The sequence below is a fragment of the Shewanella sp. ECSMB14101 genome, assembly GCF_000773485.1.
GTDB classification, from domain to species: domain Bacteria; phylum Pseudomonadota; class Gammaproteobacteria; order Enterobacterales; family Shewanellaceae; genus Shewanella; species Shewanella marisflavi.
The window spans coordinates 54,516-80,368 of sequence record NZ_JSFF01000005.1 but is presented as its reverse complement, the minus strand read 5'-3'; the positions used below and the strand labels follow the sequence as shown (position 1 = coordinate 80,368).

At 48.0% G+C, this 25,853-nt stretch carries 25 protein-coding genes; 18 read left to right on the top strand and 7 right to left on the bottom strand.

Annotation, left to right across the window (positions count from 1 at the left end; all coding sequences use genetic code 11):
• Positions 1-61: 61 nt before the first annotated feature.
• Positions 62-496, top strand: a complete 435-nt coding sequence (locus tag NY07_RS06450) for a type II toxin-antitoxin system RatA family toxin (protein ID WP_033538530.1) — start codon at positions 62-64, stop codon at positions 494-496.
• A 27-nt stretch (positions 497-523) separates the two neighbouring features.
• Positions 524-856: an RnfH family protein gene (locus NY07_RS06445; RefSeq protein WP_033538529.1), complete on the top strand. Its 333-nt coding sequence runs from the start codon at positions 524-526 to the stop codon at positions 854-856.
• A gap of 69 nt (positions 857-925) precedes the next feature.
• Here the strand turns inward: NY07_RS06445 and NY07_RS06440 are convergent, their stop codons facing one another.
• Complete coding sequence (locus NY07_RS06440; protein WP_033538528.1) at positions 926-1,426, bottom strand: outer membrane protein assembly factor BamE; 501 nt, start codon at positions 1,424-1,426, stop codon at positions 926-928.
• Between the two features lie 412 nt (positions 1,427-1,838).
• On the opposite strand from NY07_RS06440, the gene NY07_RS06435 reads away from it, so the two are divergent.
• The 6 genes from NY07_RS06435 (at position 1,839) to NY07_RS06410 (ending at position 10,837) form a co-directional block, all read left to right on the top strand.
• The gene (locus NY07_RS06435; protein ID WP_033538527.1) at positions 1,839-2,648 is read left to right on the top strand and encodes an SAM-dependent methyltransferase; all 810 of its coding nucleotides are present in this window, start codon (positions 1,839-1,841) and stop codon (positions 2,646-2,648) included.
• Between the two features lie 82 nt (positions 2,649-2,730).
• A complete protein-coding gene (locus NY07_RS06430) occupies positions 2,731-2,952 on the top strand; it encodes a hypothetical protein (protein WP_033538526.1) in 222 nt (73 codons plus the stop codon).
• A gap of 16 nt (positions 2,953-2,968) precedes the next feature.
• Positions 2,969-4,741, top strand: coding sequence for a GGDEF domain-containing protein (locus NY07_RS06425; protein ID WP_052125528.1), 1,773 nt, complete (start codon positions 2,969-2,971; stop codon positions 4,739-4,741).
• Between the two features lie 1,226 nt (positions 4,742-5,967).
• Complete coding sequence (aceB, locus tag NY07_RS06420; RefSeq protein WP_033538637.1) at positions 5,968-7,602, top strand: malate synthase A; 1,635 nt, start codon at positions 5,968-5,970, stop codon at positions 7,600-7,602.
• 112 nt (positions 7,603-7,714) lie between these two features.
• Positions 7,715-9,040 carry an isocitrate lyase gene (gene aceA / locus NY07_RS06415; protein WP_033538525.1) on the top strand — a complete coding sequence of 442 codons (1,326 nt, stop codon included), beginning with the start codon at positions 7,715-7,717 and terminating at the stop codon, positions 9,038-9,040.
• Between the two features lie 396 nt (positions 9,041-9,436).
• Positions 9,437-10,837: an HDOD domain-containing protein gene (locus tag NY07_RS06410; RefSeq protein ID WP_081953788.1), complete on the top strand. Its 1,401-nt coding sequence runs from the start codon at positions 9,437-9,439 to the stop codon at positions 10,835-10,837.
• Between the two features lie 2 nt (positions 10,838-10,839).
• On the opposite strand, the gene NY07_RS06405 is transcribed toward NY07_RS06410, so the two are convergent.
• From NY07_RS06405 to NY07_RS06390, 4 genes are all read right to left on the bottom strand, one after another.
• Positions 10,840-11,310, bottom strand: a complete 471-nt coding sequence (locus tag NY07_RS06405) for a nuclear transport factor 2 family protein (RefSeq protein WP_033538523.1) — start codon at positions 11,308-11,310, stop codon at positions 10,840-10,842.
• A 23-nt stretch (positions 11,311-11,333) separates the two neighbouring features.
• Positions 11,334-12,158: a M90 family metallopeptidase gene (locus NY07_RS06400; protein WP_033538522.1), complete on the bottom strand. Its 825-nt coding sequence runs from the start codon at positions 12,156-12,158 to the stop codon at positions 11,334-11,336.
• Between the two features lie 194 nt (positions 12,159-12,352).
• Complete coding sequence (locus NY07_RS06395) at positions 12,353-12,778, bottom strand: hypothetical protein (RefSeq protein WP_033538521.1); 426 nt, start codon at positions 12,776-12,778, stop codon at positions 12,353-12,355.
• A complete protein-coding gene (locus NY07_RS06390) occupies positions 12,738-13,481 on the bottom strand; it encodes an AAA family ATPase (RefSeq protein WP_033538520.1) in 744 nt (247 codons plus the stop codon). Before NY07_RS06390 ends, NY07_RS06395 begins: the two co-directional genes overlap by 41 nt.
• 570 nt (positions 13,482-14,051) lie before the next feature.
• Here NY07_RS06390 and NY07_RS06385 point away from each other — a divergent pair.
• The 3 genes from NY07_RS06385 to NY07_RS06375 all read left to right on the top strand — a co-directional run bounded on the left by NY07_RS06385 (position 14,052) and on the right by NY07_RS06375 (position 15,372).
• Positions 14,052-14,276: a DUF3820 family protein gene (locus tag NY07_RS06385; RefSeq protein WP_033538519.1), complete on the top strand. Its 225-nt coding sequence runs from the start codon at positions 14,052-14,054 to the stop codon at positions 14,274-14,276.
• Between the two features lie 127 nt (positions 14,277-14,403).
• Positions 14,404-14,706, top strand: coding sequence for a hypothetical protein (locus tag NY07_RS06380; RefSeq protein ID WP_033538518.1), 303 nt, complete (start codon positions 14,404-14,406; stop codon positions 14,704-14,706).
• A 156-nt stretch (positions 14,707-14,862) separates the two neighbouring features.
• Entirely contained in the window at positions 14,863-15,372 is a 510-nt protein-coding gene (locus NY07_RS06375; protein ID WP_052125537.1) for a GNAT family N-acetyltransferase, read from the top strand.
• Between the two features lie 3 nt (positions 15,373-15,375).
• On the opposite strand, the gene NY07_RS06370 is transcribed toward NY07_RS06375, so the two are convergent.
• Positions 15,376-17,121, bottom strand: coding sequence for a bifunctional metallophosphatase/5'-nucleotidase (locus NY07_RS06370; protein ID WP_033538517.1), 1,746 nt, complete (start codon positions 17,119-17,121; stop codon positions 15,376-15,378).
• Positions 17,122-17,213: 92 nt separating this feature from the next.
• Positions 17,214-18,347, bottom strand: coding sequence for a CNNM domain-containing protein (locus NY07_RS06365; RefSeq protein ID WP_033538516.1), 1,134 nt, complete (start codon positions 18,345-18,347; stop codon positions 17,214-17,216).
• 145 nt (positions 18,348-18,492) lie between these two features.
• Here NY07_RS06365 and NY07_RS06360 point away from each other — a divergent pair, with 145 nt between their 5' ends.
• The 7 genes from NY07_RS06360 (at position 18,493) to bamB (ending at position 25,794) form a co-directional block, all read left to right on the top strand.
• Positions 18,493-19,614: a bifunctional tRNA (adenosine(37)-C2)-methyltransferase TrmG/ribosomal RNA large subunit methyltransferase RlmN gene (locus tag NY07_RS06360; RefSeq protein WP_033538515.1), complete on the top strand. Its 1,122-nt coding sequence runs from the start codon at positions 18,493-18,495 to the stop codon at positions 19,612-19,614.
• 32 nt (positions 19,615-19,646) lie between these two features.
• Positions 19,647-20,435: a type IV pilus biogenesis/stability protein PilW gene (pilW, locus tag NY07_RS06355; RefSeq protein WP_033538514.1), complete on the top strand. Its 789-nt coding sequence runs from the start codon at positions 19,647-19,649 to the stop codon at positions 20,433-20,435.
• Positions 20,435-21,397 (top strand): RodZ domain-containing protein, encoded by a 963-nt coding sequence (locus NY07_RS06350; RefSeq protein WP_033538513.1) that lies wholly within the window; start codon positions 20,435-20,437, stop codon positions 21,395-21,397. The genes pilW and NY07_RS06350 overlap by 1 nt, the downstream gene beginning before the upstream one ends.
• A 20-nt stretch (positions 21,398-21,417) precedes the next feature.
• Positions 21,418-22,533, top strand: coding sequence for a flavodoxin-dependent (E)-4-hydroxy-3-methylbut-2-enyl-diphosphate synthase (gene ispG / locus NY07_RS06345; RefSeq protein WP_033538512.1), 1,116 nt, complete (start codon positions 21,418-21,420; stop codon positions 22,531-22,533).
• Positions 22,534-22,685: 152 nt separating this feature from the next.
• Positions 22,686-23,957, top strand: a complete 1,272-nt coding sequence (gene hisS / locus NY07_RS06340; RefSeq protein ID WP_033538635.1) for a histidine--tRNA ligase — start codon at positions 22,686-22,688, stop codon at positions 23,955-23,957.
• Between the two features lie 14 nt (positions 23,958-23,971).
• Positions 23,972-24,595, top strand: coding sequence for a tetratricopeptide repeat protein (locus NY07_RS06335; protein WP_033538511.1), 624 nt, complete (start codon positions 23,972-23,974; stop codon positions 24,593-24,595).
• 11 nt (positions 24,596-24,606) lie between these two features.
• Complete coding sequence (bamB, locus tag NY07_RS06330; protein ID WP_033538510.1) at positions 24,607-25,794, top strand: outer membrane protein assembly factor BamB; 1,188 nt, start codon at positions 24,607-24,609, stop codon at positions 25,792-25,794.
• The last annotated feature ends 59 nt before the right edge of the window (positions 25,795-25,853 follow it).

The window sequence follows — 25,853 nt, the reverse complement described above, 5'->3', positions numbered from 1 at the left end:
ATGTTAAAATCATTTTTTTGCTTTATGGTGTAAAGGCCAAGGTTTCAGGTTAAACAGTCATATGCCCAAGATTTCCCGCAGTGTGTTAGTCCGCTTTAGTGCCATGCAGATGTACGAGTTAGTCAATGATGTTGAATCCTACAAGGAGTTTTTGCCTGGCTGTGTCGGTGGTAAGGTGATCGAGTTTGATGGCAAAACCATGTTGGCTTCGGTCGATGTGTCTAAGGCGGGGATTAGTAAGACATTTACTACGCGCAATCAAGTGATCCCTGGTAAGCGAATTGAGTTGGAGCTTGAAAATGGGCCTTTTAAACACCTACATGGCCGGTGGGAGTTTACTGAATTAACCGAAGATGCCTGTAAGGTGGACTTTGAGCTTAGCTTTGAATTCTCCAGCCCGATTGCAGATATGGCATTTGGTAAGGTGTTTAAAGAATTGATGTCATCTATGGTTACTGCGTTTACCAGTCGTGCCAAAGTGGTATACAGCCAATAGCGATTTTTAAGATTCCTAGGAAGTAAGATGAGCGATCAAGATAAGTTTGCCGTTGAGATTATTTACGCTTTGCCCTCGCAGCAAAAGCGTATCAATGTGATGGTGGAGCCTGGCACCAGTTGTATCGAGGCCGTTAGACAGAGCGGTATGTGTCGTTTTTTCCCTGAGATAGATCTGGAGACGGTTAAATTGGGAATATTTAGCCGCGCAGTTAAGCATGATGAGGTGTTGCACCCTGGACAGCGGGTAGAGATTTATCGTCCCTTGATTGCCGATCCTAAGGATGTACGCCGACAACGTGCTGAAAAGGCTAAAAATGAGGGGCGAGCCAATAAAACCACAGGGGCTAAGGTGAGCTAGCCGAGTGAGTTATCATTAAAAAAGGGTCTAAGGCTAAGCTTTAGACCCTTTTTTACGCTTTAAGCAATGTTATTCAAACTCTTTGACTTCGTTGAGTTCCTGCGTCTTTTTCTCTTCTACGAGCGGCTTGGTATCTGGACGCTGCTCAGGGTTAAGCGGCACTAGGTCACCTTTGGGGGCGCTAAGTTCAGGTAATTCACTTTGATCAAGCGGCGTATTAAAGTCGGCGGCCAGTTCATAGTCGCCATCGACTTGAGTCAATTTGTCGCCAGTGAAGTGCAGCACGAGTTCTTTGTGGGTAATGCTGGCATCACGTCCATTTTTGTAGTGGTAGACATAGTACCAGGTATCATCTGAGAAGCTGTCTCTAAGAACCGGACGCCCCAAGATATATTCGACCTGCTCTTTGGTCATCTGGATTCTGAGCTTTTCTACTTGCTGGGTTTCCATATAGTTGCCTTGCGGCACGTCAGGTTTGTAAACCAGCCAGTCAAAAGCGCCACATCCGCTTAATGAAAGAGACAGCGCCGCAGCGCCTAATAGAGTCATACTATGTTTTTTTATGGTCATTGAAATGCGCTACTTCCCTAAAAATCTGTCGGCCATGATACCCAAGCATTCCCTATGCTGACAAGCGCTATCGACTTTTTATACGTCTCCTTGCGCTGTCAATGCCAGCCTGGTGTTAGCCTTGCTAATTGACTAAGGCAGCTTGTGTGAATAGGTCAGACAGATGGTTTGGCATTAAGTTTCTTGTCTAGCGGATAAATTGATATGTAGAAAAGGGCGAGAAGATCAATTTAGTGTTGAAAATTGATTGGGATATTAACTGTTAGTGTTTGTTTTATCCCGAATTGTGGTAAGTTAATTTGGTTTACCCCTCTACGGTATTGCCAGTCGACGCCGTGGTTAAAAAAGGAACAGCAAGTCTGATATCAATGGGTGGTTGTCACAGCGTATGGCACAAGTTGGAAATACATAAATGAATGAAGCCTGTAAAAAAGGTAGTTTAGTTTGTGTCGGCACTGGATTAAACCTAGGCGGTCAGATAACTGTGCTTAGTAAGAGTTATATCGAACTAGCCGATGTCGTGTTTTCCTTGGTACCCGATGCCTTCGCGCTGCAGTGGTTAACAACCCTGAATAGCGACGTCCGTTCATTGCATGGTTACTATGCTCAAGGCGATGAGGTTAAGAGTCGGCGAGATACCTATCAGCAGATGGTTGAGGCAATACTCACTCAGGTGCGAGCGGGAAAGCGAGTGGTGTGCGCCTTGTATGGCCATCCTGGTGTGTTTGCCTGTGTTTCACATCTTGCTATTAAACGGGCTCGGCAAGAGGGCTTTGATGCTAAAATGGAGCCTGGGATCTCGGCAGAAGCCTGTTTGTGGGCCGATGTTGGAATAGATCCCGGTCAATCGGGCCATCAAAGTTTCGAAGCCAGTCAGTTCATGTTTTATTGTCACACACCAGATCCCTCCACCCACTTATTACTATGGCAGATTAGCATTGCCGGTGAGCACACCTTAACTAAGTTTCATACTAACGCCGATTGCTTGCAGGTGTTAGTCGAGCAGCTTAATGAGTGGTATCCCTTAGAGCATGAGGTCATTCTGTATGAGGCGCCGAATTTGCCGGTGCAGTCGCCGAGAATCGATAGGCTACTACTCAAAGATCTGCCTCATGCGAAGTTGACGTCGATAACAACACTGCTGATTCCGCCGTCGCAGTCGTTAAAAGTGAATCATAAGATTTTGGCAAAACTGGGAATTTCTGAAGACTTACTGGGTTAAAAAGCAAATTAAGTTTGATTAGCTGCAAGTGGTCAAACATTTTTCTAGCAACTAGTGTTATTACATAACAATGGAGAATGATATGTCGAAGCTAAGTGATTTTTTTCAAAAATTAGGATCGGATGCCGCGCTATTAGAGGCTTATAAGGCCGATCCTGAAGGTGTGATGCAGGACAATGGATTGTCGGATGAAGAGATTGCAGCTGTTATGTCTGGTGATAAAGAACAGATAGATTCGCTATCAGGTGACAGCAGTGACACGCAAGCTTACTTGATTGTCACTAATCCAGATGACAGCAACTAAGCTGTAGTTAACGGCCATGTATTACCTCAGACTCATATTGGTTTCTCTTTTCGCTCTGTTTGCCAGCTATCAAGCAGTGGCGGACGATGTAGATTATGATGCGGTTATTGATGAGCTAAAAGCCTCGCTGATTGCCGAACCAACCAAATCGTCTGAGGTCATTGCCTACCTTAATGAAAATAGTCAGCACTTGACTAGAGAGCAGCGAGCTAGGGTCTTGACCCTAGAAAGTAATAAAGAAGTTTATAACGGCAACTATCAGCGTGCATTTGAGTTGCTTAAACAGGCCGAACAACTTAGCCAATCCCCTGAGACCCTCAATTCTATCTACCTTTACCAAGCCACCTCACTGATCGCCATGAAAGAGTATCAAGGTGCGTTGGATGCGATGGCAAAAAATCTGGATAGGATAGAACAGATAGATGATGTCACCATCAAGATGACCTCCTATTTAAGATTGGCCAATCTGTACCTGGATCTTGAAGTCTATGATGAATCCAAACGCTATGGGTTAATGGCTTTTGGACTTAGCCAGGGAACATCGCCCAAAGAGCAGTGTTATGCCCAATTACTGTTGGCAGCGGCCGAATTAAAACTTTTAAATTATGAACTTGCAAAACAGCAGTTTACTGACACTCATATTTTTTGTGAAGAGCATAATATTCCATTAATTGTTGCCATGGCAGATAAAGGCAAAGGCACTTCACACCTTAGACTCGGCGAGCTTAAACAGGCACAGACCCTGTTGTTGTCTGCACTCTCTGAATATGAAAAATTTAAATTTAAGCTAGAGATCATCGATGTTAATGCCTTATTGGCGGAAACATATTTAAGCCAGAAAGAGATTGATAGCGCCAAACAATATGCCCAGCGAGTGATTGACGAGCCAGATGAGCCTAGCGTACTTGAAGAGAGAAAACGCGCCATAAAGGTCATGGCCGATGCATTGGCAATGGAGGGGAGCTATCAGCAAGCCTATCAATATCTCGATCAATATATGAAGCTGAGTGAGGCGAGCATAGATGAGACTAAGGCCAAAGCTTATGCTTACCAGATGGCTAAATTTGAAAATGCCGAGAAGACTCGTGAAATTAAGATGCTAAATCAGGATCGGGCACTCTACACCGCACAACAAAAGGTGGTCGAACTCGAAAGATACAATGAAAGTATGGCCTTAACGATCGCTTTGGGCTGTTCCGTGGGGCTTATCATCTTTGGCGCCACCATGTTTGTGCAAAGGCGTAAATATAAGCGTATCTCTCAGCTTGATCCGTTAACCGGGGTGTTAAATCGTGGCACAGGGCAAGATTTTGCTGAGAATCTGTTTATTGATGTGCTAGCCCACCGAAGTGTGTTTAGTGTGATTATGTTCGATCTAGACCATTTTAAGAGCATCAATGATAACTACGGTCATAGCGCTGGAGATTGGGCGCTAAGACGTGTCGTTGAAGCTGTGTCGCCCCATTTGAAGAGCAAAGATCTTTTTGTTCGAATGGGGGGCGAAGAGTTTGCCATTTTCTTACCTTATGTGGGGGAGCAGGAGGCTTTAAAGATCGCCAAGCAGTGCTGCAATGCAATAGAGGCTATTCAAACCCGTCCTCATTATAATGATTTAAGTATCACGGCCAGTTTCGGTGTTTGTAGCAGTCTCGAAGCTGATCTCAGTTTGGATCCCCTGATGAAACGAGTGGATCTGGCTATGTATCAGGCTAAGCGAAATGGTCGAAATTGTGTGGTGACCTATCGTCCTAGCATGGACAGGGTGCTAGAGCAGGCTGCCAACGCTTAACCTTTGTCAGGTGAAGCGTAATAAACAAAGTCAAACTATCACTCTGTCTTGCAGCCGAAATATAAGTCCTAACCTTCGCCTTCTGTTGTAAGCCTAGAGTTTGCTCAAGGCTTACATCTATTCACTTTATCTTTATTCACCTTACTTTTACTGCGCCTCAGTGATTCTGATTAGGTGGAAAGGGTAAATTAAGGTGTTTTAGTTGAGTTAAGTCAGATTGGTGACTTACGAGTCTAATCTTATTAAACCGTCTCAGGTTGATTGCGTTTACCGTCACCATTTTTGGCTATTGGCTATTGGCTATTGGTTATTGGCTATTGAGGTGAGGACCTTTGTGCTGACCTTATCACTTACCCTTCTTTTTAAATCACGGATTTGCTCTGCCCTTTATGCTTCAGGCCGTTATATCCCTGGCATGATCTCTTGTTTACCTTGGTTCATTGCTCCCTACCTGCGGGACAGCTTGGATGGAGTTTGTCGCTGAACAGCGGCGATTACCTTTGATGCTATCTATATCGAGCCTCTAAATAGCAACCGGGGAGAGCGTCTCGATAAGAGATTAAGCTCATCACTCGGATAAATATGCAAAAACGACGGTTTTTTCTAATTATTTTCGCAGCTAACCAAAAAAAATCGTGATGTTGATCGACAAACGTTACCAATTTGTGACAGGCAATTGGAATGGCTTTGGGTGTCGTTAACGTAAACGTAAAATTAAAACGCTTGTTTGATTTTCGTGTTTGTGCATTTTTTGTCAAAGTATTGTTTTTAATGCCTTTTGTGGTGTTGACTGGCGGGGAAAGCAAAACGCTGTAGAGTTTAATTTCTTAGGGATTAAAGCATTATTTGTGTAATTTTAAATTTACAATACGTATTTAAATTACGTAATAACTTTCAGTGGCGGGTGATTGGTTAATTTGTCAGACAACTTTAATTGTTAGGTGGTGTTTATAAAGTTTTTGATATTTTAATGTGTTGTAAATCAATGCTTTAAGTTGTTATTCTTGGCTTGGTATTACCAGTTTTTTATCTTGTTTATTGTCATTTTTTGCTGCTTTTATAGACGTTGGTATTGTTGCAATCACAACTGTTTGTTAGTAGGTTTTGTTCAAAACGTACATTTGGAACTTTTAACACAGTGTTTCAAGGTGTATGACCCACAAGGGTATGGTTCACAGCAGATTAATTGGCTTTATGCGGTAAATAAGCGCTTGGGAGATATCGGGATGACTGAACAAGTAATGAATGAACATCAGCAAGATACGGGATTATCTATCCTAGGGGCGCCTGTCGAGGGTCAAGAGCTTGTGCTTAATGAAGGTGCACTGAGTCTGCTCGACGTCTTGTGTAGCCAGTTTGCGGCAGAGGTTCCGAAACTGCTTGAGATGCGTAAGCAAAAGCAAGCACTGATCGATGCAGGCGCCTTGCCTGACTTTTTACCAGAAACCCGTGCTATCAGAGACGGTGAATGGCAGATCCGTAGCATCCCAGAGGATCTACAGGACAGACGGGTAGAGATCACCGGACCTGTTGACCGCAAGATGATCATCAACGCGCTCAATGCCAACGTAAAGGTCTTTATGGCCGATTTTGAGGATTCTCTTGCACCTAGCTGGCCTAAGGTGATTCAGGGGCAGATCAACTTGCGTGATGCTGTACGTGGCGATATCGAATACACAGCGCCTGACACAGGTAAGCACTACGCCTTGAATGACGATCCCGCAGTGCTTATTGCGCGTGTTCGTGGTCTGCACCTTAAAGAAAAGCATGTGACCTTCAATGGTGAAGCGATTCCAGGGTCACTGTTCGACTTCTGTCTCTACTTTTACCACAACTACCGTCAGTTATTGGAGAAGGGTAGCGGCCCATACTTCTATATTCCTAAGTTAGAGAGCCATGTTGAGGCGCGTTGGTGGGCCAAGGTATTTGCCTTTGTTGAAGAACGCTTCTGCCTTGCACCTGGCACCATTAAATGTACTTGTTTGATTGAGACATTACCTGCGGTGTTTGAGATGGAGGAGATCCTCTATGAGCTGCGCTCTAATATTGTCGCACTCAACTGTGGTCGTTGGGATTACATTTTTAGCTATATCAAAACGTTGAAAAAACATAGTGACCGTATCTTGCCAGACCGTCAGGCGGTGACCATGGACAAGCCGTTTTTAAGTGCTTACTCGCGTCTACTTATTAAGACCTGCCACAAGCGTGGAGCCTTGGCGATGGGCGGCATGGCGGCCTTTATTCCCGCCAAAGATGAGGCGCAAAACGAAGCTGTATTGGTCAAGGTGCGTGGCGATAAAGAGCTTGAGGCGCGAAATGGTCATGACGGCACCTGGGTAGCACATCCTGGGCTGGCCGACACTGCCATGGGAATCTTCAACGAATATATAGGTGAAGAGCACGTTAATCAGCTGCATATAACCCGTGATGTGGATGCACCGATTCTGGCCAGGGACTTGCTGATGCCTTGTGATGGTGAGCGTACCGAATCAGGCATGCGTCTGAATATTCGTATCGCGCTGCAATATGTCGAGGCGTGGATTCGCGGCAATGGCTGTGTGCCCATCTATGGATTAATGGAAGATGCGGCGACTGCAGAGATCTCCCGAACCTCTATCTGGCAATGGATCCAACATGAGCAGAAGCTGTCAAACGGCAAGTTGGTGACCAAGGAATTGTTTAAAGAGATGCTGGTAGAAGAGTTAGCCAATGTGAAGTTAGAAGTTGGCCCAGATCGCTTTACCCACGGTAGATATACCCAAGCGGCAGTGTTGCTAGAAGAGATAACAACGGCCGATGAGTTGGTGGATTTTCTCACCCTACCAGGCTACGAGATTTTGACCCAGGCCGAAGAGGCTTAACACCTGATTGATTACACAATTGAAATGGGTCTTTGACCCCTACTTATTTAGCGCCTTTGAATGTGAGTGGTATTAAGGGAGCTGGATGTAAACACCTGAGATGGAGAAGATTATGACTAAGGCAACTACACAAAATTCACGTCAAGCACAGATTGATGCGTTAAAAAAGGATTGGGCTGAAAATCCACGTTGGGCAGGCGTTCGCCGTCCCTATTCAGCAGAGGACGTAGTGGCCTTACGCGGTTCAATTGTCCCGGAAAACACCATAGCGACTCGCGGCGCTGAGAAATTATGGCAACTGGTTAATGGCGGTGCCAAGAAGGGCTATGTCAACTCGCTGGGCGCCCTGACGGGTGGCCAGGCGGTGCAGCAAGCTAAGGCAGGTATCGAAGCTATCTATCTGTCGGGCTGGCAGGTTGCCGCAGACGCTAACCTAGCCGGTACCATGTATCCCGATCAGTCTCTCTATCCGGCGAACTCAGTGCCAGCTGTTGTACAGCGCATCAATAACTCGTTTCGCCGTGCAGACCAGATCCAGTGGAGCAACCAGGTAGATCCGCAAGATGAAGGTTACACCGACTACTTCTTGCCAATTGTTGCCGATGCCGAAGCGGGCTTTGGTGGTGTACTTAACGCCTATGAACTGATGAAGAATATGATCGATGCAGGCGCCGCAGGTGTGCATTTTGAAGATCAGCTAGCTTCGGTGAAAAAGTGTGGTCACATGGGCGGTAAGGTGTTAGTGCCGACACAAGAAGCTGTGCAAAAGCTGGTATCCGCACGTTTGGCAGCCGATGTAAGTGGCGTAGAGACTCTGGTTATCGCCCGTACCGATGCAAACGCGGCGGATCTGCTGACCTCAGACTGCGACCCATATGATCGTGACTTCATCACTGGAGAGCGCACTTCTGAAGGTTTCTACCGCGTAAACGCTGGCTTAGATCAAGCAATCTCTCGCGGCTTGGCTTATGCTCCTTACGCCGACCTCATTTGGTGTGAAACTGCCAAGCCAGATCTTGAAGAGGCACGTCGTTTCGCCGAGGCGATTCATGCCCAGTACCCAGATCAGTTGCTGGCTTATAACTGCTCACCTTCTTTCAACTGGAAGAAGAATCTGGATGATGCCACTATCGCTCGCTTCCAACAGGAGCTGTCGGACATGGGCTATAAGTACCAGTTCATCACCTTAGCCGGTATCCATAACATGTGGTACAACATGTTCGACCTAGCCTATGACTATGCTCGTGGTGAAGGTATGAAGCATTATGTTGAGAAGGTGCAGGAAGTTGAGTTTGCGGCGGCTAAGAAGGGGTATACCTTTGTGGCGCACCAACAAGAGGTGGGTACAGGCTACTTCGACAAGGTCACCAACGTGATTCAAGGTGGTCAGTCATCGGTGACAGCACTGACGGGCTCGACCGAAGAGGATCAGTTCTAAAGTTTCGACTTGCTGTCCTTTAGCAGCGGTTGTTCCTCGCACTGTGTTCCTACGTGCAGTGCGAGGTTTTTCTTTCCTTTCAATACTTTTTTATTTTGCTTGCCTTGGCGGTCCCTCTTGAGCCGCCTTTTTTATTTTGTGCTCATCAAATTACCTGCAGTGTCGATATAAAGGTGAAATCCTCGCCAAGTAACAGAGCAATGTAGACTAAACACGATTTGCGACTGGCGACTGATGTAATTGTTATGTTATAAGTTTTTCTGCCTATAATTCATCAATCGCGCCGTTTTTCGTTGGCGTATTTGCAAACCCTTCATTAAGAGTAAAAACGCATTGAATAGTGCAACGTCAGGAAAAGGTGCCGAATACTGGACTAAACGTATCAGCGAACAGGAGATGCCGGCGCTGAGCTCGACGGTTAAGACCCTGGAGCAGTTGGCTAAAGATGATGTGTCATCTTTGGCGATATTAGGCCGCAGTGTAATGCATGATAATGCCTTGACCTCGCGTATTCTTAAGGTGGCTAACAGCGCCATCTATAACAAGGGGATCTCCCATGTCACTACGGTGAGCCGCGCGGCGGTAGTCTTGGGTTTCGATACCATTCGCAACATCTGTATTACGGCAAAGCTGCTTAGTAGCCTTCTGGAAAACAAAGGTTTGTCTGAACCTGTCTATCATAGGCTACTGACCCTGATGGCTAGAGCATTTCAGGCAGCCATGCTCGCTAAGATGATGCTAAGGGATCACGACGAGGAGTTGCAGGAGGAGGTGTTTATTGCCGCGCTTCTGTATCACCTGGGTGAGAGCGCTTTTTGGAGCATGGGGGGCGAGACCACTGAGAGGCTCGATGCCCGCCTGAATCAGGTAGATGCTAAAGAAGCCAGCGCCGTGGTCAGAGAGGTGCTGGGAACCTCCTTTACTCAACTTTCGATGGGGATCGCCAAAAACTGGGGCTTAGGTGAGGTGCTGGTCAAGTCACTGTCTAATCCTAATGAACGAACCCCTGAGATCCGCTCTATATTCCTTGCTAATAAGATCAGCGAGTTAATGGCTAGTGACGCTAAGGATGATATCGAAGAGCTACACCGCAGAATTAAGCAAGCGGCCGATATGCTGGAACTTGAAGTGGATGAATTCAAGGGGCGTATGATCCAGTGCAGTCACGCCACCAGAAAGCTGGCCGATACCTATGGCGCAAAAGTGTTGGTGGCATTTTTGCCCGATACTCATCAACTTACCTTGGCACCATCGCAACAAGATGAGCCGATAAAGGTACGCGAGTTCAATGTGAGTCTGCAGCTTAAAAAACTGCGTGAATTGACCGATTGCGCCATCAACAAGGCGAACTTCAATGAAGTGATCACTATTACCCTAAGTGGTCTACTCGATGGTATCGGCATGGATCGCTGCGCCGTAATGTTGCTGTCGCCTAATCGGAAACGCATACAACCAAGAGTCGTCCTTGGTGATAATGTCGACAAAATGAAAAATGAATTTATTGTCGAGTTGTATCAGGGCAAGAATGTGTTTGCCGAAAGTATAGATCTTAAGAAACCGCTGTTTATCGACAATCCACAATCTGAAAAATGGCGCTTGTACCTGGATGATGAGTTAAAGAAACACACCTCATCCCAGGGCTTTATGTTGGCGCCCATATTGGTTGATAACAAGGTGATTGGCTTGTTATATGCCGACAGACACAGTTCTGAGCGTAAGCTAGCCGATGAAGATTTCGAGCGTTTTACTCACTTTGCCCAGCTGACGAATCTCTGCCTGTCGGTGTCGGTACACTAAGGTTATTTACCCTGAGTCGCCTTAATCTGCGCCGTGATCCGTTTGGCCATGGCGTTGGGGATAGGAAAGCTCAGGTGGTATTGCAGTACCTTCCAGCCAGTATCGGTAAGCACTAAGGTGCCTGTACCCCGGCAGTTACCGTAGGAATTGCTGCTCAGATGCTCATCAAACACAATCACATCACCGTGCTGTTGAAGACTCCTAGAGATTAAGCTATAGCGCCAGCCCTTGGTGGGACGGGCGTACTCGGCAAATTGTGTCATGGTCCAATTTTCACTGGCGTCAGTGCCGATGAAGTGGGCGTCTTCCGTGTAGAGATCAAAATACCTGTCCCAGTCGGCGCTCGCCGCGTAGCGATGTAAATTATCTAGGGTTTCGGTTGCCGCCGCTGGAATTTCGGCCCGGCACAGGCTGGACAATAGTAGGGCACAGCTTGCTAAGAGCAGAGAAAAATGGGGTAGCCTTGCGGTCATGGTGCAACTCCTTTTTGCGAATATTAATGCCAGTTTACCGGATCTAATTTGAAAAAATGACTCATCTGTTGATAAAGCGCTTGATGTTGCTGGTAAAACTCATGGGGACGCTCGAAGAAGGTTTCTGTGATCACCGCAAAAAACTCGGCCTCATTGGTGGCACCATAGTAGTTGAATAAGCTGGGGAGCTGCCATTTTGCATCGTGGCAAAGTTGCTCAAATTCCTGGGTCATGACGGCAGACCAGCTTTGATAATCATGGGGGCTTGCCAGGATAGGTGCACCGTTGGAATGACCGTCCTCCTGGTCTAACTGGTGAGCGAACTCGTGGATCACCACATTATGGCCATCATAGGGTTGGGCGGCATCTTCCTTAGTATTATGCCAAGAGAGGATCACCTTGCCATACTCCCAAGACTCCCCCGAGAGAATGTTTTGCCGCTCCCAAAGCACGCCATCACTGTTTTGTTGATGGTGAGTGACAATAAACAGGCTGGGATAGACAAGGATCTGCCTTAACTTTGGATAGTAGTCTGTATCGCGGTTAAGCAGCAGCAAGCACGCCTGAGCGGCAATGGTCACTCGAATCTCATCATCTATCTCTATCCCCTGACAGCCGACAAACTCCTTTTCGGCGATAAAGATTTGAATATGGCGCTTGAGCTGCAATTGTAGATCACTTGGCAAGGCGCGAAAGTAGGGCATGCGGTGCTTTAATATTGCTCGCCAACTGGTGGGAAACGGCCGCTTGGCGATCTGGGCGCGTCTGTGCCTGATATAACTTGGTTTAAACAGTATGTAGCCGATGGCCGCACAACTCACCAAGGCAATAATAAAGAGCGCCAACATAAAAATCTCCTAATGATATAGCAAGATATGTGGCCGTGTGGCAGGAATTCAATCGTAAAGCCGTAAGAAAAAAAGCTGGCAGCCAGTAAATTTGGACAAATGAAATCTGTCGCTGCCAGAAAAGGGTTGGGAGATTGGAATGAAACTTAGGTCGCACTGGGTGATGCGTAGCCCAGTGCGAGGGGGAAGCGAGATCAGTCGACTATGATGGATTGCTCCTTCTGTTGTCGCTCACCTTCCGACAAGGAATAATGGTGCTCAATCAGAAACCTGATCAGCTTAGATTTGGCCACATCACAGCCACTTGCCAACTCAGCGAGGTGCGCAATGGCTGACTCGCTCAAGGTAAAAGTGGCCTTGCGATAGGGCCCAGTACCTTTTGGCACTACCTTAGGAGCCGCCTTTATTTGATGACGAGCTTTAAACTCGCCATCAAATCCGGTTTCTAGAGCAATAATCTCGGCCATCTGCTGAACTTGCGCAGGTTGCCCGGCCGCATAGTGGGTCGCATCGTCGATGAAGTCATCGATTAAGGTGTCGAGCGAAATGTTCAGCAGCTTTCGATTCTGCCTTGCTGCGCTAGACTGCGTAGAGTTTTTCTTGAGATCGGCCAGACCCATAATTACCCCTTAACTTATCCATCTGTTTTTCAGCGAGACGATTACGAATCTCAGTGGCATTGGCTGCCTGAAGCATTTCGCAGGCGATTGCTCGGATTTCATCGGCCGCCTTTCCTTTAGGCTGAGTTTCCATCACAGATAAACCCGACTCTTCGCTGTCGTCATAAATGTTACGGCTATAGGTGATAGCGTCGAGTACGTTGATATCATAAGTTTTACAGACTTCTTTCGCTTCGAAAATGCGGTTGGCCTGGTTTGGCAAGCTTGGGCATTGAGTGATAACGAAAGAGGCGCGCATCTTAGGGTTAATCATCATACAGGTGGCGACGATGTCATCCATGTGGCTAACAGTCTTTAAATCTCTGCGCTTAGGACGCAGTGGCATCAAGACGTGAGAGGCAACAGACATGGTTGCACGTAGTGCCAGGTTATCCTGACCACCACAATCGACCAGTACATAGTCATAGTGTTGCTCTAGGCTGAGTAGATCGTTGCGGATCTTACCGTAAAGCTGAACACAGTTGATGCTGGCCAGGGTGCCGTTGTTGTTGCGGGCTTGAATCCAATCTGAGGTGGTCCGCTGGGGATCGCAATCGACCATGATGACTGAGGCGCCGCATTCTACTGTGAGAAATACCGCTATGTTTTGGGCTAGACAGCTTTTACCGCTGCCGCCTTTTTCACCGCCAACTAAAATGATCATTCTATTTCCTCTCGACTGCCAATGATTGCCGATGTTTGTTATTAGGTTCCCAAGTGATGTACTTCAGTCTTGTGACTTCACCTGTCTGGGTATGTGTTCAATTTAGGTGTTAATTAATTGTTGGTCAACTACATGAAATTTGACGTTTTTTTTGATTATGGCGCTTGTCATTAACTTGACGTTTTTGGTGTTTTGGCAGATATTTGACGCTGTTGGCTTTTAATTAGACAAAAAGATTTTAAGTTTAATAAAAACAATTATTTATTGTTGCTTTGTGAGTTTTTTGGAGGGGTTTTACGTTCCATGACCTTAAAAGCGTAAGACTTTTATCTTATCGTTATTTCATTTATTGATTAAAATCATGTTGTATAGTTAAAAATGTTATATGTGTAATAACTAAAACTTTGAACTTGGTTGGCCTACCGCAACAGAAAATTGTCTTATGTTTCAAAGGCGCTTATTAAAAAATAACAAGTATTAGGCAATGTCCGCTGTCAGGGCTTGGCCTGGTGGACGCTGTCACGTAAGCTTGGGCTAACAGAGTAACTCGCAGCCATTTAGGATGAGCAGATGGATCAACAGGCCTTAATTGAGGCAATTAATCAAAAAATGCCATTTGGTAAATATGCCGGATTGCGACTATTAGAGCTGCCTGAGCCCTATTTAGTCTGGTTTCATGGGAAGGGATTTCCCGAAGGTAAGTTGGGCCAACAACTGGCGCTGATCTATGAAGTGAAGCTTAATGGATTAGAAGGCATGTTAAAGCCGTTATTAGTTCCGCGGACTCAGGGATAAAAGTCGGTAATGAGAGCTTGATCTAAAACTGATTCATTGATTGCTGTTTTAGAGGGTCTTGGTAGAGATTTATGGTTAACGCCATGTTTTAATGCAGGGGTTAAAGGCAAACACTTAAGGAATGACAATGATAACTAAATTAGTTCGTTTAGCCGCTGCGGCTACATTGGCACTGGGAATTTCAAGTGCCTGGGCTGCTGGTGTTGTGCATCAGGGCACTGTGGTCGATACCATGAACGGTGGCGGTTATACCTATGTTCAGATCAAAGAGGCCGATAAGACTTTCTGGGCTGCTGGTCCTCAGGTTGAGGTCAAAAAAGGCGACGTTGTTGTGGTACAAGAGCAGATGTGGATGAATGATTTTACCAGCAAGACGCTTAATCGTACCTTCGATGAGCTGTTGTTTGTGGGTCGCATCGACAAGAAATAAACATAGTGCTGATCGTTCAGCCTAGTTGACGAATAAAGATATAGTGCCGCTAAGTAATTATCGGCACTATTTTTTTGCCTAATCAGCCACTAATATAAGCAGCTATTGGCGGGCCGCATTTTTACGCTGGCTCATAACATTTTCATGCATTTAGCGATGATTAAAATAATTCCCTATTACAAGGGTTATGCGACTGCAGTGAGTCACCTGTACCATCAGGCGGTACAGGCTATAGATGAGACCCATTATTCAAAGGCGCAGAAACATGCTTGGTCACAGGCCCCGCGCTCTGGCTATCATTGGCATAAACGCCTGACGCGTTCGCAAGCCTGGCTGGCTGTGGATACACAGCGATTGCTGGGAGGGCTGCCGCTCTGTGTGGGTTTTGTGAATGTTGAGACTCACTATCGCTCACGAGGTTATATCGACAGTCTTTATGTGCATCCTGACTATCAGGGACTGGGAGTGGGCACCGAGTTAGTGCGTCATCTTGAAGACTGGGCCAGCTCGCAGGCGATAGAAACCTTGAGTGTGGACGCTTCCTGCCTGTCACGCCCGCTATTTATCGCCCGAGGTTTTACCCTGCGCCATAAATGTTATCAGGAGAAATTGGGCCAGGTGTTTATGGCCTATTACCTGGTGAAATCCATGAGTCATGGAGTTTAGGTATTATAAGAACTCTAGGTGACTCGTGTATTGGATATGGGGCGGCATGGCGCCGTGCAATCCCTGTTCTCGCTGCATGAAGCGAATAAAAGCCTCTGGTAGGGTCAGCGAGGCTATCGACTGCTGCTCTTCGGCGCTAAGCAGATCTTGATAACCTTCCTTGCCAGATGCCGTGTAGGCCGATGAGACGCCGCAGTACAGTCTGCTGGGCACTACGCTGTGCCATTGCATCTCACCGGCGATTTCGGTCAATACCTCCAGCTGTAGGATCCTTGAGCCCTGAGGTTGCCTGCCGTCATAGCAATATTTAAGACCATAAGTATAGGGAAAACTGCCTGCGCCAGTCCCTGTGATGCTGTTGTTGGTGGCAGAGTTAATGGCCGACTCCAGGGTTTGATAGAGGAAACGACCTAAAATCTTATATCTGACCAAAGGCAGGGCAAAAGGAAGCAGACGGCCAAGCACGTCGGCCATGGTGACCGCGCCTTTATTCAGTGATTGTCTCACGCCGCCGGCATTGTGCAGGGCAAAATCGACCTGAAGATCCAGCTGGCGCGTCTCGTGGTAGATGCTCTTACACACCCAGGGCGCAATTTCACTGCCATGGGGAAGTGCCTTGCTGGGCAGACGTGTATGAATCAGGTTTCTTGGGACAAAGCCCAGTACCTGGTGTACCAGCGCACTGATAGCGGGCTGGTATTGCTCTCTGATCACTTGGTTGATCTCTGTCAGCTCTTCGTCCCACAAGACCCCAGGGTGTTCACTTAGTTGCTGCTTTAGTGCTGCGTAGGTCGCGCTGGAGATCTGTTGCTCGCCTTCGATAATTAGATGCTTATCGAGCATGAAGTAGTTGTGTCCGGCTAAGTGAGTGACTCGGCCTTGCTGGTCAAATTCGATATCGCACAAGCCTAAGGTTTCGGCATATTTTCCCGCATGCAGTATGGGCGTGTGATTGACGCTTTCACCATAGGGCAGGGCGCTGTGGCCAAGCTGGCTAAATTCTCCCTGCAAGGTGTGAGAGTGACCGCCGACGATAAGGCTGATCCCTGAGACCTCACGGGCTAACACCTTATCTTTATCCCAACCTAGGTGACTCAACACCAGGATATGATCTATCCCCTCAGCTTTGAGCTTAGCCACAGTATTGGCCGTGGTTTCTATTGCGTTGACAAAGTGGGTATCTTCATCGGGCCGTGCAATCTCCTTCATCTGATCTAAGGTGATGCCTACGATAGCCAATTGTTTGTCGCCAAGGGGTTTAAACAGCACTTTGGCCGTCTGGCTTTGGGAGCAGTAGTCTAAGAGCCTCGGGTGCCCCGCAAGTCTGGCTTGTTTATGAAGATCTTCCTGGCTGAGATCCATGTTACCCGCCAGCAGAGGGAAATTGATGTTATCGAGAAACTGCTTAACTGGTTGATTGCCCGCATCTATCTCATGGTTACCGAGCACCATGGCATCTGGCGCGAGGCGGTTGAGCAGATCGGCGTTGGCCACGCCTTTAAACTGGTTAAAGTAGAGGGTGCCTTGAAAGCTGTCGCCGCCATGCAGAAACAGAAAATCTTGCTCGGCATCTGCCGCTTGCTGACGCGCCTTGGCCACCTGATAGCCGATCCTGGCATAGCCACCACTATGGCTGTAGACCTCATAGCTTTGATGCTGGTGAGTCAGCAGAAATTGAACGCGTGAGGGATCGAAGTGGGAGTGGGTGTCGTTGATATGTGCAAGCTTGAGCGAGTATCTGTTGGTCATGTAGGCCTCATATTGTGAAGCGGGCTAGTATACCTCAGCGGCACTAAATGAAAAAGGGAAGCATTTGCTTCCCTTTATAAACTCATCTTAAGTTATTTACTTATTTTACCCAGAGGTTGAGCCTCTGTGATGCTGCTTTCCTGTGGGTCACTTCTTGGGAGATCATCCTCTTCTGCCGAGCCCTCATCAGAGATGCGTATACCCTTATGGGTCATGCGGCGCTTCCACAAACGTCGAGCTAACTGCTGCATGTCAGTCACAGGATCGTTGCTGTCGACAATTTCAAGTCCCAATAGTGACTCAATAATGTCTTCTAGAGTGACTATGCCCAGACCACTACCGTATTCATCTACCACCATGGCAATCTTAGTATTGCGCTTAATCATCAGCTGAAATAGGGGTAAGATTTTGGCTGTTTCTGGCACTATGACCAGATTGCGTTTCACCGCCGAGATAGGTGCCTGGGGCGTTTCACGCTCAGATAACAAGATAGTATTACGGTTGACATAACCGACTATATTGTCGCGATCACCATCGAAAACTGGAATGCGGGTGAAGGGGCTCTTCTTGTGCGCTTTGGCAAATGCCGACTGGGTCATGCTTGCCGGTACGCTAAACATCACGGTTCTTGGGGTCATGATGGCAGTTACCGGCATCTCTTTTACCGACAACATCTGGGTCAGAATCATAGATTCCTGCTCGTCCAGCTCGCCTGATTCATGGCCAATCTTTGCCATGGCGCTCATCTCTTGACGAATATATTGTCCCTCATCGCCTTTACCCAATTTATGGGTGACCTGCTGAGACATCCAAATTAGCGGCCTAGTGATGCGCTCCATCCATAGCAGTGCTAAGGACACGCTTGGTGCCAGGCTACGCCAATAGTTAGCGCCTAGGGTCTTAGGGATGATCTCTGAGAAGAAGAGAATCAAGAAGGTGAGCACACCCGAGAAAACACCTAGCATCTCATCACCGAATACTTTCGCAGCTTGCGCACCGGCAACGGCGGCGCCGACGGTATGAGCAATCGTGTTTAGGGTCAAAATAGAGACCAGTGGCGATTCCACATTCTCTTTTTGACGGCTTAAACGCTCGGCCGCAACGGGGTGAGATTCTTTTAGGTTCGCAATAAAGCTAGGTGTAACAGACAGAAGCACAGCTTCAAACACACTACATAGGAAAGAGATCCCAATAGCGACAAAGACAATAACAATAAGGGTTATCATGAGGGAGGTAAAACAACTCCGAGTAGCAAGCCAATATTAGCTTGAGGGCGATTCTAGCATAGTCTATTTCGTTACTGGCTAAAATTTATTGATATCTGTATAATTCGCCGCCCTGTGGCAGGTTTTGGTGTTGAGGTTAGTCAAAATGAGTGAAAAAAAGATCAATTTATTGGATCTCGATCGTAAAGGATTGAGAGCATTGTTTACCGAGATGGGTGAAAAGCCATTTCGTGCCGATCAATTGATGAAGTGGCTATATCATTTTGGCGTAAGCGACTTCGAACAGATGACCAACATCAATAAAGTGCTGCGGGCAAAGTTGGCCGCGCGTTGTGAGGTGGTGGCGCCTGAGATCTCTAGCTATCAGAAGTCTGCCGACGGTACCATTAAGTTTGCTATCAACGTAGGCAATGGTCAGGAAGTTGAAACGGTTTATATTCCAGAAGAAGACCGCGCCACCTTGTGTGTGTCATCTCAGGTGGGCTGTGCGCTGGAATGTACTTTCTGCTCCACCGCCCAGCAGGGCTTTAACCGTAACCTCACAGTGTCTGAAATTGTCGGTCAAATCTGGCGCGTGTCGCATTTTCTCGGTTTTCAGAAAGAAACCGGTGAGCGACCTATCTCTAATGTCGTGATGATGGGCATGGGTGAGCCGCTGCTTAACCTCAAAAACGTCATGCCTGCTATCGATATCATGCTGGACGATTTTGGCTTTAGCCTCTCTAAGCGCCGCGTGACGGTATCGACTTCGGGTGTTGTGCCTGCCTTGGATATCTTGGGTGATAACTTGGATGTGGCCTTGGCTGTGAGTATTCACGCGCCTAATGATGAGCTACGTGATGTGCTGGTGCCGGTGAACAAGAAGTATCCGCTGCAGGATTTCCTGGCGGCGATTCGTCGTTACTTAGCTAAGTCTAATGCTAACCGCGGCCGTGTGACGCTGGAGTATGTGATGTTAGATCATATTAACGACAGCACAGATCAGGCCCACGAGCTGGCAAAGTTGATGAAGGATACTCCTTGTAAGATCAACTTGATTCCTTTCAACCCCTATCCGGGTTCTCCCTATGGGCGCTCGTCGAACTCTCGTATCGACAGATTCTCTAAAGTCTTGATGGAATATGGCTTGACCGTGATAGTGCGTAAGACCCGCGGAGACGATATTGACGCGGCCTGTGGCCAGTTAGCCGGAGATATTCGCGACAGAACCAAACGTTTAGCGAAAAAACGCATGCAAGATAGTCAGATTTCAGTCACAATAAACTAACTTATTGTATCTGCTACTAGATAGGCTTGCGTATGTTAAGCAAAAAGCCCACATTGACCCTGTTAGTCATTCTGACTTCTGCGCTGATGTCGGGATGTGTAACCGAAAGAACCTATAGCGGCACAGATGTGCCTGTTACCGAGCGCACTTTTGATAACGTGGCCGCTGCGCGTCAACGGGTGCAGCTCGGCTTGACCTATCTGCAAAAAGGCAATAGTGAACAAGCCAAATACAATCTGGATAAGGCGCTTGAGTTTGCGCCCAACATCGAAGATGTACATGTGGCATTAGCCTATTATTATCAATCGGTTGGTGAGTTCGAATTGACAGAAAAGGCATATCGTAATGCCATTAGTGTCAACGACGCCACCGGTGATTCAATGAACAATTTCGGTGTGTTTCTCTGCCAGCAGGGGAAATACGATGAGTCCGAAAAGATGTTTCTTCGGGCAGTAAAGATGCCCAAATATACCCGCTCTGCCTCTAGCTACGAGAACCTAGGGATCTGTAGCCGCAAGTCGGGTGATCTTCAAAAAGCACAACGCTACTTCGAGATGGCACTTAATTATGACCCCCGTCGTGCCAACTCCCTAATAGAACTGTCTGAGATCGAACTGGATCTGGGGAACTACTCCGCCGCTAAGAAAGGCTTGGCGCGTTACCATAGAGTGGTGCCCGAATCGGCTCAGAGTCTGGCGTTGGGAATTAAAATTGAGCAAGGCCTAAATGACCCAGAAGCGGTGAGAAAGTTTGGTATTCTTCTCCTGGCTAAGTTTCCCGCTTCCAATGAGGCTAAGCAGTATAGAGCAAGTTTGCACTAATGACTGAAAATCAAATTGATATGCTCAAGGATGATGCAGAAAAACCAAAGGAAACCAGTGAAACATTGGGCCAGTGGCTAAAGGCTGAGCGCGAAGCGCGTCAGATGACGCTGACCAGCGTTGCTGAGCAGTTAAATCTACGTCCCTCCATTGTCAGCGATATCGAAGCTGATAATTATGACAACATCGCCTCTGTCACCTATGTCAAAGGCTATGTGAAAAATTACGCCCGTATTCTTGGCTTGGATAAGGCCAAGGTCGATACCTATCTTGCAGAGAGCTTTCCTGTGGTCGCCGCGCCGACCATGCAGAGCTTCTCGCGTAAGACCACTCGTCAGGCCAGAGATGGTCGCCTGATGTTAGTGACCTATCTAATCGTCTTTGTGTTGCTTGCCCTGCTCGTACTTTGGTGGGTGCAGAAATCGGCCTTGGTGGCCGATGTGGATCTCTCTCAGCCATCGGTTGAAGAGGCTGCCGAGTTATCGATGCTGAGCAGTGATTTGCCTTTGGGTGAGGATCCTCAAGCCATGACAGGCATAGAAGAAGATCGCGAGCCGATAGTCCGAGAGCCACAAGGTGATATAGCTCTGGCGTCACAAGTATCGACACAGAGCGCTATGACTTCAGAGCCAACGGTGAGCGAGTCATTGCCGCAAGTATCTGACGAACAAGTTAAACCTGCCCAAGCGGTGCAGACCGAGCAGGTAAGCGCAGAGGCTGAGTTAGCCTTGAGCCTCAGCGGTGATTGCTGGATAAAAATTACCGATGCCGAGGGCAAAGTATTGGTTAACGGACTTAAGCAGGCTGGCAAGGAGATGAATCTCTTTGGTCAGGAGCCGTTTAAGGTTATATTGGGCGCTCCCCAGTCGCTGACCATGCGACTTAACGGTGAAGATATCGATCTGGCCAAGTACCCCAGTGGCCGTGTTGCCAGGCTGACGGTAAGTTCCGCCAATCTTTGAAGTAAAAGAGTGAATTAAAGATGTACAACGAGTCTCCAATCATCCGCCGCCCTTCGACACGTATCTATGTGGGTGATGTTCCTATTGGTGATGGTGCCCCCATCGCTGTGCAATCTATGACCAATACTCGCACCACGGATGTGGAGGCGACAGTCGCGCAGATCCGCGCGCTGGAAAATGTTGGCGCCGATATTGTACGTGTCTCTGTGCCTACCATGGACGCCGCCGAGGCGTTTAAGCTCATCAAGCAACAGACTAAGATCCCGCTGATCGCCGATATTCACTTCGATTACCGTATTGCATTAAAGGTGGCTGAATATGGCGTGGATTGCTTGCGTATCAACCCAGGTAACATAGGCAACGAAGAGCGCATCCGCAACGTGGTGGAATGCGCCCGTGATAAGAATATTCCTATCCGCATCGGGGTGAACGGTGGTTCATTAGAGAAAGATCTGATGGACAAGTATAAGGAGCCAACCCCCGAAGCGCTGCTAGAGTCCGCTATGCGTCACGTGGATATTCTCGACAGACTCAATTTCGACCAGTTTAAGGTGAGTGTGAAGGCGTCAGATGTTTTCCTGGCGGTAGAGTCTTATCGTTTGCTGGCCAAACAGATTAAACAGCCACTGCACCTTGGGATCACTGAGGCTGGTGGTGCCCGCGCGGGCGCGGTGAAATCCGCGGTTGGCTTAGGCATGTTGCTGGCCGAAGGGATAGGCGATACCCTGCGAGTCTCGTTGGCGGCTGACCCGGTCGAGGAGATCAAAGTTGGCTTCGATATCCTAAAATCGCTGCGAATTCGCTCACGCGGTATCAACTTCATCGCCTGTCCATCATGTTCTCGTCAGGAGTTTGATGTGATTGCCACGGTCAACGAGCTAGAGCGTCGTTTAGAAGATGTCGTGACCCCTATGGACGTCTCTATCATTGGCTGTGTGGTCAATGGTCCCGGCGAAGCCTTAGTGTCAGATATCGGTCTGACAGGTGGCAACCGTAAGAGTGGCTACTACGACGATGGCGTTCGTCAAAAAGAGCGTTTCGACAACGAACATATTGTCGATCAGCTTGAGGCAAAGATCCGCGCCAAGGTGGCCAGTGTTGACGCACGTATTGCCGCCAAAGATATCACTGAATAAAGGGTAAGTTGCTGCGCACAAGATGAGGTGAATAACTTCATTTGTGGCGCAGCTCACTGGCGCATAGCGCCGGTTTTGCGTTTATTGATGATGCGCCTATAATGCGAGGCGCTTTTTTATTTTTTACAGCTAAATTCGGACGAGTTGATACAGTGGCAAAACAGATTCAAGCGATTCGCGGAATGAACGATATTCTGCCGACCCAGAGCCCTCTATGGCAAAAATTAGAAGCCGTGCTGCGTGATACCGTAGCCGCCTATGGTTACAGCGAGATCCGTACCCCCATCGTCGAGAGTACCGACCTGTTCAAACGTTCTATCGGTGAAGTGACAGACATTGTCGAGAAAGAGATGTATACCTTTGCCGACCGCAATGGCGACCTCTTAACTCTGCGTCCTGAAGGCACCGCCTCGACCGTACGCGCGGGTAACGAGCATGGTTTACTGTACAACCAAGAGCAGCGCCTCTGGTATATGGGCCCTATGTTCCGTCATGAGCGTCCTCAGAAGGGCCGTTACCGCCAATTTAACCAGTTTGGTGTTGAGGTTTATGGTATCGCCTCGGCCGATATCGATGCCGAAGTCTTGATGATGTCAGCTCGCCTGTGGCAGAAACTGGGGATCAGCGAGCATGTCAAACTCGAGCTGAATACCTTAGGTGATGCCGATGAGCGGGCCGCCTACCGAGATGCCCTGGTCGCTTTCCTCGAGCAGCATAAAGAGAAGCTTGATGAAGACAGCCAGCGCCGTATGTACTCTAATCCGCTGCGCGTATTAGATAGCAAGAACCCGGATGTGCAGGCGCTTCTGGGAGATGCTCCAGCGCTGATGGACTATCTGGGCGAAGAAAGTCGCGGCCATTTTTCACATTTATGTGAACTACTTGATGCCGTTGGCATCAAATACGAAATTAACCCTCGCCTGGTGCGCGGTTTAGATTACTATAACCGCACAGTATTCGAGTGGGTCACCGATAGCTTAGGGGCTCAGGGGACCGTTTTGGCGGGTGGTCGTTATGACGGCCTGGTTGGTCAACTTGGTGGCAAAGATACCCCAGCTGTGGGGTTTGCCATGGGACTTGAGCGCATCGTGCTGATGCTGGAAACACTCAGCCTGACCGATGACGTATCTGGACCGGTTGACGTTTATGTTACCGCCATGGGTGATGATTGCCGCGTTGCTGCCATTAAGGTGGCGCAGCAGTTAAGAGAAGTTGACGGCCTCAAGGTGATGAGCCATTGTGGCGGCGGAAACTTTAAGAAGCAGATGAAGCGTGCCGACAAGAGTGGCGCTAAGCTCGCGATAGTGATCGGTGAAACCGAACTGGCTAATGGCCAGGTGGCGCTGAAATATCTGCGCGAAGATAAAGAACAAGAATTAGTTGCACAGGATTCGTTAGCAGCTTACGTTGCAGAACTGATTTAAAGAGGAAGAGAAACGTGGAAATTTATAGCACAGAAGAACAACAAGTCGATGCTATCAAACAGTTCTGGAAAGACTATGGCAGCTCGATTGTCATAGGTGCAGTAGTGGGCCTGGGTGGCCTGTATAGCTGGAACTACTATTCAGATTATAAAATGGCTCAGGCGGAACAAGCCTCTGAAGCTTTCCAAACTATTAGCAATTCGGTGAAGGCCGATTCAAGCATGTTGGCTGCGGCCGAGAGCTTTGCTAAAGATCATGGTAGCCAGCAAGGCTATCAAGCTTTGTTACAACTGATCGTAGCGAAAGCGGCTGTAGAAGCCGGTGAGCTGGAGAAGGCTGAGCAGGCGCTTAAGCAGATCCTGGCCGACAAGCCAGAAGAGGGGCTTGTGGCACTGGCGGCTTTGCGTCTTGCTCGTGTACAAGCTGAGCAAGGTCAGTTGGCCACTGCGCTGGCAACCCTTGAGCAGATCAATACCCCAGCCTTTAGCGTACAACGCGACGAGTTAAAAGGTGATTTCCTGGTACGTCAAGGCGAAGCCGACAAGGCCAAGAGCGCTTATCAATCAGCCCTAGATAATGGCGGTGCGACTTCAAGCCCAGCATTACAGATGAAGCTAGATAACCTGAACAAGGCATAAGGAAGCTGCCCATGAAGTCTTGGTGCAAAACATTACTGGCGTGTAGCCTGAGCCTGGGTTTGCTGTCGGCCTGTTCTTCCAATGATGTCGAAGAAGAGCCGGTCAGTCCGCTGCCGGAGATCGAAGCAAGTGTCTTTCCTGAGGTAAGCTGGAGTACCTCTGTCGGTAAGGGAGTGGGAGATTACTACTCCAATATCCGTCCGGCGGTGCGATACGACAAGCTGTTCGTGATGGATCGTCATGGTGAAGTGGCCGCCTATGATGAGGCCTCTGGCGAGCAGGTGTGGTCTATTGATATCAGCTCCTGGTTTAAAGAGCGGGCGCTGGCCAAAAATAAAGGCGCACGTCTCTCTTCTGGCATCACCGCCGCTCGTAACAAGGTGTTTTTTGGCGGTGAGAGTGGTTTGCTCGCTGCTGCCGATGCTGAAACTGGCGAGATGATTTGGCATGTTATTGCTGGCGGTGAGCTGTTATCGGCACCGACCGTCGGTGAAGATGTGGTCGTGGTTCACACCAGTACAGGTAGCCTAGAAGCCTACAATGTCGACAATGGCGAGAAGCTCTGGGTCTATGAGAATAAGCTACCGACACTGACCCTTAGAGGCACTGGCGCCGCGGCTTATGAAGCTGGTGGTTTCTTCGTTGGTACTGCCGATGGCAAAGTTGCTGTGATAGTGAAAGCCAATGGTCAGGCCGCATGGGAACAGCCTATCTATACGCCCAAAGGCGGTAACGAGTTTACTCGCATGGCTGATGTGGATATGAAGCCGCTGATCGTGGGCGATAACATCTATGCCGTGAGTTACAATGGTAACCTGGTGTCGATGGAACTACGCACCGGACGTATTGTCTGGAGCCGTAAGTATTCAAGCTTCAACGAGTTGGACTCTGCTGGTCTGAACCTTTATCTGGTGGATGATCACAGCCGTATCTACGCGGTTGACAAGCGCAACGGTCTGGAAAGCTGGAGCAACAGCGAGCTGACTAACCGTGAATTGACCTCACCTATGGTCTATAAAGACTATTTAGTTGTGGGAGATTTTGAAGGTTATCTGCATTTCATCGATCGCGCCTCAGGTAAGCTTGTGGGGCGGGTTGAAGTGGATAATTCAGGTTTGTTTAGCCAGCCACTGGTAATAGATGATAAGATCTACGTCCAGAGTCGCGATGGCAAGGTAGCAAGAATTACGCTTCCCTAAGGCGAGCTTTAACAGTTTTTAAAGCCCCTGGACCTTGTGCTGGGGGCTTTTTATTTAAG